We start from the raw sequence: 13,178 nt of genomic DNA, 5'->3' as shown, positions 1-13,178 counted from the left end.
TCCCATCACGTTAAGTGAGTAAGACCCCTTAGAGATGATGAGGTTGATAGGTCTGGTGTGGAAGCGTGGTGACACGTGGAGCTGACAGATACTAATCGGTCGAGGGCTTATCCTTAAAAGCATGAAACGTTTGGAAACGTCGTATCTAGTTTTGAGAGAGCAATTTCTCAATATAATTGGTTCAGTGATGATGGCGAAGAGGTCACACCCGTTCCCATACCGAACACGGAAGTTAAGCTCTTCAGCGCCGATGGTAGTTGGGGGTCTCCCCCTGTTAGAGTAGGACGTCGCTGAGCCATACATATTCCACAGTAGCTCAGTGGTAGAGCTATCGGCTGTTAACCGATCGGTCGTAGGTTCGAGTCCTACCTGTGGAGCCATTGGAGAGCTGTCCGAGAGGTCGAAGGAGCACGATTGGAAATCGTGTATACGGTCAACCCCGTATCAAGGGTTCGAATCCCTTGCTCTCCGCCAGATACTTACCTTATAAATATAAATGGCCCGTTGGTCAAGCGGTTAAGACACCGCCCTTTCACGGCGGTAACACGGGTTCGAATCCCGTACGGGTCACCATTTACTTTTTAATACATAACCAACTTATATGGAGGATTAGCTCAGCTGGGAGAGCACCTGCCTTACAAGCAGGGGGTCGGCGGTTCGAACCCGTCATCCTCCACCATATACCTTTTATATCATCGCGGGGTGGAGCATGGAGCGTAAGCTTCAGTGAAATCACGACGACATGTCTCGACGGATACACATCATGAGATGCTTGTAGAGGAAGAGATGGCAAACATGGACAATATCGTCCATATACTTTATATCATCGCGGGGTGGAGCAGTCTGGTAGCTCGTCGGGCTCATAACCCGAAGGTCGCAGGTTCAAATCCTGTCCCCGCAACCAAATGGACTCGTGGTGTAGTGGTTAACATGCCTGCCTGTCACGCAGGAGATCGCCGGTTCGACCCCGGTCGGGTCCGCCATTTTTATATTTTCGGTGGTTTTATTTTACCAAGATGTACTAATCTTGGCTCGATAGCTCAGTCGGTAGAGCAGAGGACTGAAAATCCTCGTGTCGGCGGTTCGATTCCGTCTCGAGCCACCATTTTTTTTGCCGGTTTAGCTCAATTGGTAGAGCAACTGACTTGTAATCAGTAGGTTGGGGGTTCAAGTCCTCTAGCCGGCACCACAAACTTATTTGTATATAAAATAAGTTTGCTGCGATGAGGATTCTGCTGCTTGAATAAGCCAGTAGACGCAGGAACAGTTTGTTCAGGGAAAAAAATCCTCTTGAAATCAGGTCTTATATGTTTTACAATAAAACCTGTCTCAATTGTGGAGGGGTAGCGAAGTGGCTAAACGCGGCGGACTGTAAATCCGCTCCCTCCGGGTTCGGCGGTTCGAATCCGTCCCCCTCCACCATCTTTTAAACATATTTATTCTTACAGGGGCATAGTTTAAAGGTAGAACGAAGGTCTCCAAAACCTTTGGTGTGGGTTCGATTCCTACTGCCCCTGCCATTTAAATTTATTGTGGCGGTCGTGGCGAAGTGGTTAACGCATCGGATTGTGGTTCCGACATTCGGGGGTTCGATTCCCCTCGTCCGCCCCATTTTAGTGTTGGGCTATAGCCAAGCGGTAAGGCAACGGACTTTGACTCCGTCATGCGATGGTTCGAATCCATCTAGCCCAGCCATTTTTATATTGCGGAAGTAGTTCAGTGGTAGAATACAACCTTGCCAAGGTTGGGGTCGCGGGTTCGAATCCCGTCTTCCGCTCCATTGACATATACTCTGGCGGCATAGCCAAGTGGTAAGGCACGGGTCTGCAAAACCCTTATCCCCCGGTTCGAATCCGGGTGCCGCCTCCATTTCCATTTTTATAGTTTTACAATGCCGGTGTGGCGGAATTGGCAGACGCGCACGACTCAAAATCGTGTTCCTTCTGGAGTGTCGGTTCGACCCCGACCACCGGTACCATTACATACGAAATGATAAGTCATTGCTTTTAAAGCAATGGCTTTTTTATATATAAAACGATTACTACGTTTGGAGGGCAATTTGTATGAGAGCTCCTTATCAAGTTTTAGTACTGCCTTATATTGTTGATGAGAACACCGTAAAATATGCAGTTTTTAACAGAGCAGATGATCGTTATTGGCAAGGCATTGCTGGAGGAGGAGAAGAAGGAGAGACAATAATCGAAGCTGCGAGACGCGAAGCTTTTGAAGAAGCTGGTTTAACAAGTGATTTGTCATTTCTGAGGTTAGATTCCATATCCTCCATACCAGTAGAACATGTTGTAGGTACATTTCTTTGGGGTGATGAGGTATATGTCATCAATGAATATTCATTTGGAGTAGAAGTGCTTAAGAAAGACTTATCATTGTCAAAAGAACACTCTTTTTATAAATGGGTCAGCTATGATGAAGCTCTTTCACTTTTAAAATGGGACAGCAATAAGACGGCATTATGGGAGCTAAATCGAAGAGTGTTAAAACAGATTAATGAGAAAAAGAAAAAGACGTTTTAGGGTCAACTAATCCATAAGGTATAAGGTATATAAAAAAAGCGTTTATCACCACTGTAATCAGTTGAGGATAATCGCTCTTTTTTTCTGCTATATATTTTGTCTTTTTTTGTTTTAGTCGTTTTTGTAGCCATACATTTGTACACTTCTGCAACTGCATAAGAACTGCGGTTTTCTTCAGGGTTTCTCCAACCTTCACGAACCAACTTCTCTCGTACTTTTTTTGCTCTACTTTTTGCCATACCGTTATCACTCCCACTTTTTTACGTACCTCTTCATTATACGTTCTTATTAGTAAGAATGATTCTTTTTCTTTTTATTAGGCTCTTTTCTAAAAGATTTGTTGCTGCTGGTCATTTTTTATTCACTTCTTTGGACAAGTTCCACTCTTTCTGCAAAATACACACTTGTGGAATAAGTTTCAAAAGAACTTGTCATAATTTTCAAACATGCTGCTTATATATAGAACAAGTTAGTTGTAGGTTTTAATGCAGGGCTTCGTTGTTACAATGAAGCCCTGCATTTTTTTTATCCACGAATAGAAGCAACCCGTCACATACAGATATAATCAGGCGCAAAAGAACTCGCAAAAATAAAATTCATTTTTAAACAGTTGTTTGATTTATATGAGTTCGATTTTGGCAGTGCCGCCATTGACTTGAGTGAACATGTTTGCCATAGACGTCAACAGCTCTTCTGCATCATTCTTTTCCATAGAAGGCTGCAGATAGACGATATGCAATGCGTTTTGTGCCCTCTCTGTCATCATTGTACGCTTAGAATCGACGATAGGACTTCCAAATGCACCTATAGTGTCTGCTGATAGCAATTTTCCCTCCATGTTCATCTCGCGGCCGTTTAGAGCTTCATACGTGTCTTCTGATGAACCAACTCGTACTTCTATATCGCCTTTTATTTCATCCAAATTATAAAGGCCGATCGGAATGGCAAAACGGATCGAGAAGAAGTTATTTATATCTACTCCGGAATTTATAGGAGGGAGGTCTTTACCGCTTAAAACACGGCGGATTAAAGCTTCTGAAGCAGGGCGATAGCGAGAGGGATCTGTGCCAAGCGTTTTAAAGACAGAACGATATTCAGCAACACCGGGAAAATCGGTAGCAGATTTATCTTCAAGTCTTAAAGATTCTAGAAATAGCTGGAAACGTCCCTTTATCATTTGCGGTGATTCGCTTATCACGATATCATGGTATGTAATTGCGCCTATTTTTAAATGAGGAATAAGTTTCTTGATTTCAGCTGAAATGGTTATCATGAATAGGACCTCGTTTCTTTGAATATATATTCTTAGTTTATCATAAGAGTGGAAAATAAATGTGAAAGGAGGGATATGTATGACAGGTGCCCAGTTGAAGGAAGAGATTGTTGCATATAGTAAAGAAATCGGAATTGATAAAATTGGCTTCGCAAGTGCTGATGTATTTGTTGAGTTAAAAGAAAGACTCCGATTGCAGCAACACCTTCAATATCAATCAGGTTTTGAAGAAGAGGATATTGACAAAAGAACAGAGCCCGAGAGGCTGCTTACAGGAGCTTCGAGCATTATATCGATAGCTCTTGCATATCCCTCCAAAATGAAGAATGCGCCGAAAAGTATAAAAGGAGAGCGAAGAGGAATTTTTTGCAGAGCATCATGGGGAAAAGATTATCACCATATATTAAGAGAAAAGCTGATGCTGCTGGAGGCTTTTATTTTAGAAAAAGTTCCTGAAGCAAAAGTGAAATCAATGGTTGATACTGGAGAGCTCTCTGATAGAGCTGTGGCTGAACGTGCTGGTATTGGATGGAGTGGAAAAAATTGCGCGATCCTTTCACCAGAGTTTGGTTCCTACATGTACCTTGGCGAACTCCTTTCAAACATAGCTTTTCCAGCTGATACACCAATGGAAGATCAATGCGGCTCGTGCAATAAATGTGTGGAAGCGTGCCCGACTGGAGCGCTTGTACAGGGAGGTCAGCTTGATTCTTCAAAGTGTATTGCCTTTTTAACACAAACAAAAGGTTTCTTGCCAGATCGATACAGAGAGAAGTTAGGAAATCGGCTTTATGGCTGTGACACGTGTCAGACCGTCTGTCCGAAAAACAAAGGGAAAGATTTTCATCATCATGTGGAGATGGAGCCTGATCCTGAAATTGTAAAACCACTTTTGCAGCCATTATTAACGATGTCTAACAGAGAATTTAAAGAAAAATTTGGCTCTATATCCGGCAGCTGGAGAGGAAAAAAACCGATTCAGCGCAATGCGATCATTGCTCTTGCTCATTTTAAAGAAAAGACAGCACTGCCGGATTTATTTCACGTATTGAAGCATGACCCAAGACCCGTAATTCGTGGTACTGCAGCTTGGGCGATTGGGAAAATTGGCGGAAATGAAGCAGAATTCGAACTTTCTACAGCAAAAGAGCGCGAAAATGACGATTTGGTGGCGTTAGAGATAGAAAAAGGTCTTAAAATGCTTCGAAATCAAGAAATTTCGTAATCGCATATGTTTGAAGTGTCCGATATAGTAAGGTCAAGTAATGAAAAGAAGGGATAATTATGTGTCAGATTAAAACGTTACTCTATTATGAAGAAATGGAAAGCGTAATCGGACCGTTAACAATCATTGCAACGGAGAACGGAATCTGCCGTCTCGATTTTGGTTCAATGGAGGATAACCTTCCATCTTTACACGCTTGGATGGCAAAGCATTATATTAAAGGGGAATTGATTCATTCTCCAGAATATTTAGCAGAGGCCACTCAGCAGTTAAACGCTTATTTTGCAGGCAACCTGCAAACATTCAACATCAGCTACGATTTGTTCGGAACGGCATTTCAAAAAAAGGTTTGGACGCAGCTTACTGGTATTCCATATGGGGTAACTTGCTCATATAAGGAAGTAGCTCAAGAGATTGGTGCACCAAAGGCCGTTCGTGCTGTTGGAAGTGCAAATAACCAAAACCCTGTGCCTGTGTTTATTCCGTGTCATCGCGTCATTGGAAGCAATGGTGCACTCGTAGGATATGGTGGAGGATTAGATAAAAAAGAAATTTTATTATCCATCGAACAGAACAGCTGTAAGAAGACTTCATAGAGCCCTTAAAGGGTTCTTTTTTTTTATGTCTCTCTCATATGTTAGTAGAAGCAGGGAGGGATGTTTTTTGTGGATGGAAACACTCAAAGCTTATATTCAAAATCAGTCCCAATGGATGATACATGCAGATGCAGATGGAAGGGGCTTCTTTTTAAAAGAAGAACAAGAAAGTTTTTTGCGTAAAAAACAAATGTACACCGATAGAAATGCTTTTATCGTCAATAACCAGGCGAACGGCAGTGTTTTGCGAACAACAGAATCAGAAAACCGCACTCAGGTGGACTATCTCGTTCATTACAGCTTTTTAATCAAACAAGGGTTTGATTTCTATGTTGAAGAGATATCACAAGAACGCCGTGCTGTATTTTTAGATGGTGATATGAAAAGCGATGAACCGGCAAATGCTGAGGGTAATTACAAAGAACTTCCTAAGATCGAACGTGAGAATGACTCGATCTCACCGAACAAAGGTGGCTATGACAGATTAGCGGCTGTCAGGTATGCAGAGAGATGGTGGAATACGTATAATCCTGCTTATAAATCATTTGAAAATGATTGCACCAATTACATCTCACAAAGTGTCCATGCAGGAGGGATTCCAATGACCCCCCAATCCATAAAGTCTAAAGGGTGGTGGATGAGAAACAATTCGTGGAGCTATAGCTGGTCGGTCGCAAATGCGTTCAGGTGGTACTTAAGCGGCTCAAAGTCAAGTCTGCAGGCACAGGAAAAATCAGCGGCCCACCTTTTGCTGCCCGGAGATGTAATCTGCTATGACTTTACCGGAGACGGGCACTATCAGCATACAACGATTGTCGTTGCTAAGGATCCTTCTGGTGAACCGCTTGTTAACGCCCACACGACTAACAGCAGAATGAGATATTGGGGCTATGAAGACTCAACGGCTTATACAAAGAGAATTCAGTATAAATTTTTTCATATTCTTTAAGTGGAAAGCTTGCCTTCTAAGAGTGATATTCTAAAAAAAGTGCTATAATAAGTACTTGTTGGAATATTGTTTTTGAGGTGAGCTTTTTGGCTATACATGTTGTTTTATATGAACCATTAATTCCTGCCAATACCGGTAACATCGCCCGGACGTGCGCGGGAACGAATACGTCTTTACATTTGATCCATCCACTCGGCTTTTCTTTGGAAGATAAATACTTGAAGCGGGCAGGACTCGATTATTGGGAGCACGTTAAACTTCAGCATCACGATTCGCTCGAAGCTTTTTTTGAAGAGTATCCAGAGGGTGAATTTTACTTTATAACGAAATTCGGAGAAAAGACGTATTCTGGTTTCGATTATTCGGATTCGGAGAAAGATGTCTTTTTTATCTTTGGAAAAGAGACGAAAGGTCTTCCAGAAGAACTTATAAAATCCAATATGGAGAGATGTCTGCGCATACCGATGAATGATCATATTCGTTCATTAAACCTGTCAAACACTGCAGCCATTTTAATTTATGAAGCATTACGACAGCAGAATTTTGGAGAGTTGAAATAAAGAGAAAATAAAAAAACGTCCTTGTATGTGAGGGACGTTTTTGCTTCCATATGTATATGGATTAGTTTTTTCCAGGACGATCGTTATAGCCTGCTGTAAAAATTGCAGTCAGGAAGGCGAGCATCACAAGTAGGATGAGGATAAAATCCATCTGAACTCCTCCTTTGAAAGTAGTCTTAGTCTTTCCATTCTCTTTCCCCATTATAAATGAAAACGGTTATCATGTGAATGTATTTCTATGAAAGTTCACAAATTGAGGGGTGTTGTGTGACAGAATGAAGAAAAACGTTTATATGACAGGGTATCTCCCCCTGTTTTCAATCATCCTGTTTAGCTGCGGCTTTGCTATCCACATTGAAAGACTCGTTATAGAAAAGCTCAAATACTTTGGCATTTACCAAGGGATGCTTGAGCTATTTCAAGAGCATGTTATTCATTTGTCAGTTGGCTTTTGCTTGTTTTTATTGTTCTTTATGGGATTTGCAGCTTTGAAGCTATTATCTGATACGTTAACTCACTTAAGTATGTTCTTTTTTTCCCGAGATACAGAAGGAATCTTGCTGCAGCAAGGGAAGAGCGGCGGATGGTTCTTTTTTGGTGGAGGGATGCTTGCCATTGCTTTAAACCACTCCATACTGCTGATGTTTCTTGTATTTGCGGCTGCATCACTTGTTTACTTTTTTTATTTTCTTCTAAAAATCAGTTCAAGTTTATCAACGGTAGGCATCATCGGTATGGTATTTATGCACTTGTTCTTCTGGGCGGGCTTCCTTCTGCTCGTTATATATACGGTTTTACGATTGTATAATGCGTTTGTGTCTGCGATTACATAAGGTACTTTATGAACCGCGTTGTCGATTTATGTCGACTCGTGGATATCGGCAAGAAACTTCTGAATTAACCAGCAAAACTTCCGGATTGACCAGCAAAACTTCTGGATTAACCAGCAAAACTTCCGGATTAACCAGCAAAACTTTTGCATTGACCAGCAAAACTGCTGGATCGAAAACCCTGCCCATTCAATTGGCAGGGTTTTTTTACTTTCCATGAGCTTTTATCATAATGTCCCGCCAAATCATTATTTCTGGTGAAGAACTTTCTATCGATTTGAGGCTCGCTGGTTTGTCTTGCCCGACCCAGACGCCTGCGGTATACCGGTCAGTCAGCCCGACAAACCAAAGGTCTTTTATATCATTGGTCGTTCCGGTCTTGCCGCCAATATATTGAGAGCCTGCAAAGCGAGCATCTTGTGCCGTACCTGAGAGCGTAACTTCCTCCAGCAAGTCCCTCATCATCTTGTTTGTTTCTTCTTTCCAAACTCGTGTAGGCTGATCCTTCCACTCGTATAAGATTTTTCCTTTCTTATCTTTTACAGCAATGATCAATCTTGGTTTTAAAAATGTGCCCTCATTGCTAAACGCGGTATACGCGCCAGTAAGTTCTAACGGCGAAAAGCCCTTTGAAAATCCGCCAAGTGACGATGCGAGCTGGTGATCTTCTTGTGTGATTGATGAAAATTGAAAGAGCTTTAAATAAGAGAAAGCTTTTTCCACACCTGTTTTCTTCAGTATCCGAACTGCTGCCGTATTTACTGAGCTGGCCATCGCTTTTTTTAAAGAAACTGAACCATATACTGCACCACCATAGTTAGTCGGACAATAAGCACCTTCACAGAACCTTGCTCCACTTATCATCGTATTAGGTTGAGCACCAGAAACATCCATGTATGGAGCAAACACGAGTAAAGGTTTTATTGAAGAGCCTGGCTGCAAACGGCTTTGGTAAGCACGATTGAATTCTTCAAGAGCTACCTTTTTACCTCCTACCATCGCCACGATATGCTTAGAGATGTGATCGATGACAACAACAGAGCCTTCTATTTTTTCATATGGCAATCGTCTTTGGACGGCTTTCAATGCTTCTGCTTGCAGTTTAGGATCTAAAGCTGTCTCAACAACAATGCCGCTGTTCAGAAGAGCATCTCTTTTTTCGGTAAGCTGTTTTGAGTTCATGCTTTTATTTTGAGAAGCAATTAATTCGTGGAGTTCCTCTTTTACATAGCCGACTAGCTCAGGGAACGGAACGGTGCTGTTTTCAAGGGACAGATGAATAGGTTGATTAACAGCTTCTTCAAAGGCTTCCTCATCGATATATCCTTGCTCTTTCATTTTTAGTAAAATCCACTTCTGCCGCTGTATTGTGTGATGAAAATTCCTTAAAGGATCATATCGTTCTGGATTGTTCGGAATAGCCGTAAGAAGCGCTGTTTCACCTAAAGAAAGCTGCTTGGACGGCTTATTAAAATAATAGTAACTGGCTTTTTCAATGCCATAGATTCCATTTTGAAAATAGATAGCATTGATGTATAACTCCAGAATTTGTTCTTTTGAGAGCTGTTGTTCAATGCGATAAGAAATCAATAGTTCTTTCAGTTTTCTGTCATAAGTCCGTTCATGATTCAAAAAGAGGTTCCGGGTAAGCTGCTGGGTAATCGTACTGCCACCTTGTTCAATGCTTCCTTCTGCAGAATTCGTAATAAAAGCTCTAGCAATCGCTTTTCCGTCAATGCCATGGTGCTTTAAAAAATTTTGATCTTCTGTAGCAATAAATGCCTGACGAACGTAGAGAGGTATTTCGTCATACGGTAAATGAATTCGGCTCTCGTCCGCTCTAAACTCATACAACGATTCACCGTTTCTATCCAAAAGAATGCTATTTTGTTCAAGGTGAATACTCTTTGCATCTGCAAGAGCCTGTACCGCTTTATTGAATGGGATATAGTTTTCGTATTCGCCGCGCAATCCTACAAACGACAGAAATACGACGCTTAATAATAATGTCACTGCTACTATGCCGAGCTTTTGATTCATGGTAGAATTCTCCGTTTCAAAAACAAATATAAACATATTTTACCATGAAAAGGATTGTACGATTAATCGCATTTTGAAATAAAAAACACTATTCAAACAGAATGATTACGGACATCCATGCATAGAGTAGATTAACACTTGATGGAGCCAATACAATCAAGGAGGTACTCATGGATATTTTATCAAGAATCCAATTGCATCGTGAAGAAGAACAGCGTCTAGCCTGGGAAGGTACCTTCGCTGAATACCTTGATATTTTAAGAGATCGGCCATTTGTCGCCCAGTCTGCGCATTCAAGAGTATACAACATGATTAAAGATGCTGGAATATCAGAGAAAAATGGTCAAAAGGTGTATCACTTTTTCAGCGATCAGATTTTTGGATTAGAAGAATCAATCGAACGACTTGTGGAAGAGTATTTTCATCCTGCTGCTAAACGCCTTGATGTCCGTAAACGTATATTGCTGTTAATGGGACCTGTATCGGGTGGTAAATCCACTCTTGTAACCATGTTAAAAAGAGGGTTAGAGAATTACACGAAAACGCCTGAGGGAGCGGTATATGCCATTAAAGGCTGTCCGATGCATGAAGATCCGCTGCATTTAATTCCGCAGCATCTGAGAAAAGAGTTTTATGATGAGTATGGTGTAAGGGTAGAAGGAAGCTTGTCACCGTTAAATACGATGAGGCTTCAGCATGAATACGACAACCGGTTAGAAGATGTTATGGTAGAGCGAATCTTTTTTTCAGAGGATAAACGAACGGGAATCGGAACGTTCAGTCCTTCTGATCCAAAGTCGCAGGATATTGCCGATCTTACAGGCAGTATCGATTTTTCTACTATTGCAGAATACGGGTCTGAATCAGATCCCCGTGCATACCGTTTTGATGGTGAGCTGAACAAAGCAAACAGAGGGATGATGGAGTTTCAGGAAATGCTGAAATGTGATGAGAAGTTTCTATGGCATTTGCTTTCACTCACACAAGAAGGAAACTTTAAAGCAGGTCGATTTGCATTAATCTCAGCTGATGAGCTCATAGTCGCTCACACGAATGAATCCGAATATCGTTCCTTTATCGCAAATAAAAAGAACGAAGCGCTGCATTCCAGAATTATTGTAATGGGCGTTCCGTACAATCTCAAAGTATCAGAGGAAGAGAAAATTTATGCAAAAATGATTTCAGAAAGCGATATGTCTCATGTCCATATTGCCCCTCATGCATTACGGGTTGCAGCCATTTTTTCCGTTCTCACTAGGCTGAAAGACTCGAAGAAACAAGGGATGGACCTTCTTAAAAAGATGAGGCTCTATGATGGAGAAATCGTGGAAGGCTTTAACCATGTTGACCTTGAAGAACTGAAAAAAGAGTTTTCTGATGAAGGGATGGCAGGTATTGATCCGCGGTATGTCATTAATAGAATTTCATCAGCCATTATTCGTAAAGAAACACCGTCAATTAATGCGTTAGATGTCCTGCGTTCTTTAAAAGACGGGTTAGATCATCATGCTTCTATCTCTAAAGAAGATAAAGAAAGATTTATTAATTTTATCTCAGCTGCTCGTAAAGAGTATGATGATATTGCGAAGAAAGAAGTACAAAAAGCCTTTGTTTATTCCTATGAAGAATCCGCCAAAACGCTTATGGACAATTACTTAGATAACGTTGAGGCTTATTGCAACAAAAACAAGCTCCGTGATCCTTTAACGGGTGAGGAAATGAGTCCAGATGAAAAACTGATGAGATCGATCGAAGAACAAATTGGTATTTCTGAGAATGCCAAAAAAGCGTTCCGCGAAGAAATCTTAATCCGTATATCAGCTTACGCAAGAAAAGGGAAAAAATTTGACTACAATTCACATGAACGATTAAGAGAAGCCATTCAAAAGAAATTATTTGCTGACCTGAAAGACGTTGTTAAAATTACAACCTCATCCAAAACACCTGACGAATCACAATTGAAAAAGATCAATGAAGTGATTGCACGTCTTGTAGATGAACACGGGTATAACACAACTAGTGCCAATGAACTATTGCGTTATGTCGGAAGTTTATTAAATCGATAGAAAACCATAAACACACCCTGGACACAGATAAGGTCATCGGGGTGTGTTTTTTACAATAAAATAGGTAAAACTAAACAAAATCTTTATGAAATACATGCATAAATTTTTAAGATGAAAATAATTGAACTTGTATTTACTATTTTAAAAATGGTAAATTGATACTAATAAGCTAACTAAAGGAAGTGAGCTGTATGAGCTCGGCTCGGGAAGAAAGAAATGGATTATTCGATTGGATAAAGGCAATAGGTATTGCACTCATTCTTGCTATTATTATAAAAAAGTTTTTGATTGAGCAATATGTTGTTTATGGGGAATCCATGATGCCAACCATTCAAAACGGCAATCGATTGATCATAAACAAAATTGGGTACGAGATTGGCAGCCCTGAGCGGTTTGATCTTGTAGTGTTTAAAGCGAATCCAGAAGAAGACTATATCAAAAGGGTTATAGGCTTACCAGGAGACCATATTGCGTATAAAGATGACAAATTGTATATCAACAATAAACCCGTTGAAGAACCGTATCTGGATGAATTTAAACGATTTGCAGGAAATCGGACATTGACTGGAAACTTCACACTCGAAGAAATTACAGGGCACAATAAGGTCCCTGAGGGGAAGATTTTTGTACTGGGTGACAACAGACTGCATAGCATTGACAGCCGTCACATTGGGCTGGTAGAGATGCAAGACATTGTGGGTGAAGCCAATATTCGTTATTGGCCGGTTGATGAAATGAGAGTTTTTAATGGTTTTAAAAAGGATTGATTGGGGAAAATTTCTGTAAGAGGTGAATCCCTATGACAAAACAAGATAAAGAACCGAAAAGAAAAAACAGTTCAATGGCATCCACATTTGAAGAAATGAAAGAACACGGAAAAGTTATGGAACATGTTTCATCAAACGAAGAAGTTCGGAAAAGTGGTAAAACACCAGACCCCGAGCAGCACGAGAAAAAAGAATACAAAAAATAACACAACAGGCCTTCTTTTCTATTTTTAGAAAAGAGGGCTTTTTTATCGTGAAAGTTTAGCAATTCTATTGAGTACTTGCATAAGATAGAGTAACCAACCCTTTTTTTCTTATAGATACGGATTACTAAAAGCAAT

At 40.8% G+C, this 13,178-nt stretch carries 12 protein-coding genes, 15 tRNA genes and 2 rRNA genes; 26 read left to right on the top strand and 3 right to left on the bottom strand.

What is annotated here, in order from left to right:
- The 18 genes from KUV80_RS15685 to KUV80_RS15600 all read left to right on the top strand — a co-directional run.
- Positions 1–115 (top strand): 23S ribosomal RNA (locus KUV80_RS15685); the annotation flags it as partial.
- A 65-nt stretch (positions 116–180) separates the two neighbouring features.
- Positions 181–296: ribosomal RNA gene (rrf, locus tag KUV80_RS15680) — 5S ribosomal RNA — on the top strand.
- 9 nt (positions 297–305) lie between these two features.
- A tRNA-Asn gene (locus tag KUV80_RS15675) sits at positions 306–380 on the top strand.
- 2 nt (positions 381–382) lie between these two features.
- Positions 383–474, top strand: a tRNA-Ser gene (locus KUV80_RS15670).
- Between the two features lie 24 nt (positions 475–498).
- Positions 499–573 (top strand) — tRNA-Glu (locus KUV80_RS15665).
- Positions 574–603: 30 nt separating this feature from the next.
- A tRNA-Val gene (locus tag KUV80_RS15660) sits at positions 604–679 on the top strand.
- A gap of 148 nt (positions 680–827) precedes the next feature.
- Positions 828–904: transfer RNA gene (locus KUV80_RS15655), tRNA-Met, on the top strand.
- A gap of 3 nt (positions 905–907) precedes the next feature.
- A tRNA-Asp gene (locus KUV80_RS15650) sits at positions 908–983 on the top strand.
- Positions 984–1,029: 46 nt separating this feature from the next.
- Positions 1,030–1,105: transfer RNA gene (locus tag KUV80_RS15645), tRNA-Phe, on the top strand.
- 8 nt (positions 1,106–1,113) lie between these two features.
- Positions 1,114–1,189, top strand: a tRNA-Thr gene (locus KUV80_RS15640).
- A 148-nt stretch (positions 1,190–1,337) separates the two neighbouring features.
- A tRNA-Tyr gene (locus tag KUV80_RS15635) sits at positions 1,338–1,422 on the top strand.
- A gap of 24 nt (positions 1,423–1,446) precedes the next feature.
- Positions 1,447–1,520, top strand: a tRNA-Trp gene (locus tag KUV80_RS15630).
- Positions 1,521–1,535: 15 nt separating this feature from the next.
- Positions 1,536–1,611, top strand: a tRNA-His gene (locus KUV80_RS15625).
- Between the two features lie 9 nt (positions 1,612–1,620).
- A tRNA-Gln gene (locus KUV80_RS15620) sits at positions 1,621–1,695 on the top strand.
- A gap of 10 nt (positions 1,696–1,705) precedes the next feature.
- Positions 1,706–1,780, top strand: a tRNA-Gly gene (locus KUV80_RS15615).
- 14 nt (positions 1,781–1,794) lie between these two features.
- Positions 1,795–1,869: transfer RNA gene (locus KUV80_RS15610), tRNA-Cys, on the top strand.
- A gap of 24 nt (positions 1,870–1,893) precedes the next feature.
- A tRNA-Leu gene (locus tag KUV80_RS15605) sits at positions 1,894–1,978 on the top strand.
- Positions 1,979–2,063: 85 nt separating this feature from the next.
- Complete coding sequence (locus tag KUV80_RS15600) at positions 2,064–2,531, top strand: NUDIX domain-containing protein (protein ID WP_222463652.1); 468 nt, start codon at positions 2,064–2,066, stop codon at positions 2,529–2,531.
- 2 nt (positions 2,532–2,533) lie between these two features.
- On the opposite strand, the gene KUV80_RS15595 is transcribed toward KUV80_RS15600, so the two are convergent.
- Complete coding sequence (locus KUV80_RS15595) at positions 2,534–2,770, bottom strand: hypothetical protein (protein ID WP_222463651.1); 237 nt, start codon at positions 2,768–2,770, stop codon at positions 2,534–2,536.
- Positions 2,771–3,150: 380 nt separating this feature from the next.
- Positions 3,151–3,804: a B3/B4 domain-containing protein gene (locus KUV80_RS15590; protein ID WP_222463650.1), complete on the bottom strand. Its 654-nt coding sequence runs from the start codon at positions 3,802–3,804 to the stop codon at positions 3,151–3,153.
- A 79-nt stretch (positions 3,805–3,883) separates the two neighbouring features.
- Here KUV80_RS15590 and queG point away from each other — a divergent pair, with 79 nt between their 5' ends.
- From queG to KUV80_RS15565, 5 genes are all read left to right on the top strand, one after another.
- On the top strand, positions 3,884–5,029 hold the full coding sequence (gene queG / locus KUV80_RS15585; RefSeq protein WP_222463649.1) for a tRNA epoxyqueuosine(34) reductase QueG: 1,146 nt from the start codon (positions 3,884–3,886) through the stop codon (positions 5,027–5,029).
- A gap of 59 nt (positions 5,030–5,088) precedes the next feature.
- Positions 5,089–5,625 carry a methylated-DNA--[protein]-cysteine S-methyltransferase gene (locus KUV80_RS15580; RefSeq protein ID WP_222463648.1) on the top strand — a complete coding sequence of 179 codons (537 nt, stop codon included), beginning with the start codon at positions 5,089–5,091 and terminating at the stop codon, positions 5,623–5,625.
- 73 nt (positions 5,626–5,698) lie between these two features.
- A complete protein-coding gene (locus KUV80_RS15575; RefSeq protein WP_246625264.1) occupies positions 5,699–6,574 on the top strand; it encodes an amidase domain-containing protein in 876 nt (291 codons plus the stop codon).
- 86 nt (positions 6,575–6,660) lie between these two features.
- A complete protein-coding gene (gene trmL / locus KUV80_RS15570; RefSeq protein WP_222463646.1) occupies positions 6,661–7,134 on the top strand; it encodes a tRNA (uridine(34)/cytosine(34)/5-carboxymethylaminomethyluridine(34)-2'-O)-methyltransferase TrmL in 474 nt (157 codons plus the stop codon).
- A gap of 275 nt (positions 7,135–7,409) precedes the next feature.
- The gene (locus tag KUV80_RS15565; RefSeq protein WP_222463645.1) at positions 7,410–7,967 is read left to right on the top strand and encodes a DUF5366 family protein; all 558 of its coding nucleotides are present in this window, start codon (positions 7,410–7,412) and stop codon (positions 7,965–7,967) included.
- A 204-nt stretch (positions 7,968–8,171) separates the two neighbouring features.
- Here KUV80_RS15565 and KUV80_RS15560 read toward each other — a convergent pair whose 3' ends face one another.
- The gene (locus tag KUV80_RS15560) at positions 8,172–10,004 is read right to left on the bottom strand and encodes a transglycosylase domain-containing protein (RefSeq protein ID WP_222463644.1); all 1,833 of its coding nucleotides are present in this window, start codon (positions 10,002–10,004) and stop codon (positions 8,172–8,174) included.
- Positions 10,005–10,174: 170 nt separating this feature from the next.
- Between KUV80_RS15560 and KUV80_RS15555 the strand changes: the two genes are divergently transcribed.
- The 3 genes from KUV80_RS15555 to KUV80_RS15545 all read left to right on the top strand — a co-directional run bounded on the left by KUV80_RS15555 (position 10,175) and on the right by KUV80_RS15545 (position 13,043).
- The gene (locus KUV80_RS15555; protein ID WP_222463643.1) at positions 10,175–12,070 is read left to right on the top strand and encodes a PrkA family serine protein kinase; all 1,896 of its coding nucleotides are present in this window, start codon (positions 10,175–10,177) and stop codon (positions 12,068–12,070) included.
- Positions 12,071–12,261: 191 nt separating this feature from the next.
- Entirely contained in the window at positions 12,262–12,837 is a 576-nt protein-coding gene (lepB, locus tag KUV80_RS15550) for a signal peptidase I (RefSeq protein WP_222463642.1), read from the top strand.
- 32 nt (positions 12,838–12,869) lie between these two features.
- On the top strand, positions 12,870–13,043 hold the full coding sequence (locus KUV80_RS15545) for a hypothetical protein (RefSeq protein ID WP_222463641.1): 174 nt from the start codon (positions 12,870–12,872) through the stop codon (positions 13,041–13,043).
- Positions 13,044–13,178: the final 135 nt, after the last annotated feature.

Source organism: Fictibacillus nanhaiensis, from assembly GCF_019801215.1.
GTDB lineage: Bacteria > Bacillota > Bacilli > Bacillales > Fictibacillaceae > Fictibacillus > Fictibacillus nanhaiensis_C.
Note: the sequence above shows the minus strand (reverse complement) of the source record. Positions and strands in the feature narration are given on the sequence as shown.

Excerpts from the sequence above, each read along its gene's own strand:
- KUV80_RS15565 (WP_222463645.1), top strand. The coding sequence starts at position 7,410 with ATGAAGAAAAACGTTTATATGACAGGGTATCTCCCCCTGTTTTCAATC.
- KUV80_RS15590 (WP_222463650.1), bottom strand. The coding sequence starts at position 3,804 with ATGATAACCATTTCAGCTGAAATCAAGAAACTTATTCCTCATTTAAAA.
- KUV80_RS15545 (WP_222463641.1), top strand. The coding sequence starts at position 12,870 with ATGACAAAACAAGATAAAGAACCGAAAAGAAAAAACAGTTCAATGGCA.
- KUV80_RS15555 (WP_222463643.1), top strand. The coding sequence starts at position 10,175 with ATGGATATTTTATCAAGAATCCAATTGCATCGTGAAGAAGAACAGCGT.
- KUV80_RS15580 (WP_222463648.1), top strand. The coding sequence starts at position 5,089 with ATGTGTCAGATTAAAACGTTACTCTATTATGAAGAAATGGAAAGCGTA.
- lepB (WP_222463642.1), top strand. The coding sequence starts at position 12,262 with ATGAGCTCGGCTCGGGAAGAAAGAAATGGATTATTCGATTGGATAAAG.
- KUV80_RS15575 (WP_246625264.1), top strand. The coding sequence starts at position 5,699 with ATGGAAACACTCAAAGCTTATATTCAAAATCAGTCCCAATGGATGATA.
- queG (WP_222463649.1), top strand. The coding sequence starts at position 3,884 with ATGACAGGTGCCCAGTTGAAGGAAGAGATTGTTGCATATAGTAAAGAA.
- KUV80_RS15560 (WP_222463644.1), bottom strand. The coding sequence starts at position 10,004 with ATGAATCAAAAGCTCGGCATAGTAGCAGTGACATTATTATTAAGCGTC.
- KUV80_RS15600 (WP_222463652.1), top strand. The coding sequence starts at position 2,064 with ATGAGAGCTCCTTATCAAGTTTTAGTACTGCCTTATATTGTTGATGAG.
- KUV80_RS15595 (WP_222463651.1), bottom strand. The coding sequence starts at position 2,770 with ATGGCAAAAAGTAGAGCAAAAAAAGTACGAGAGAAGTTGGTTCGTGAA.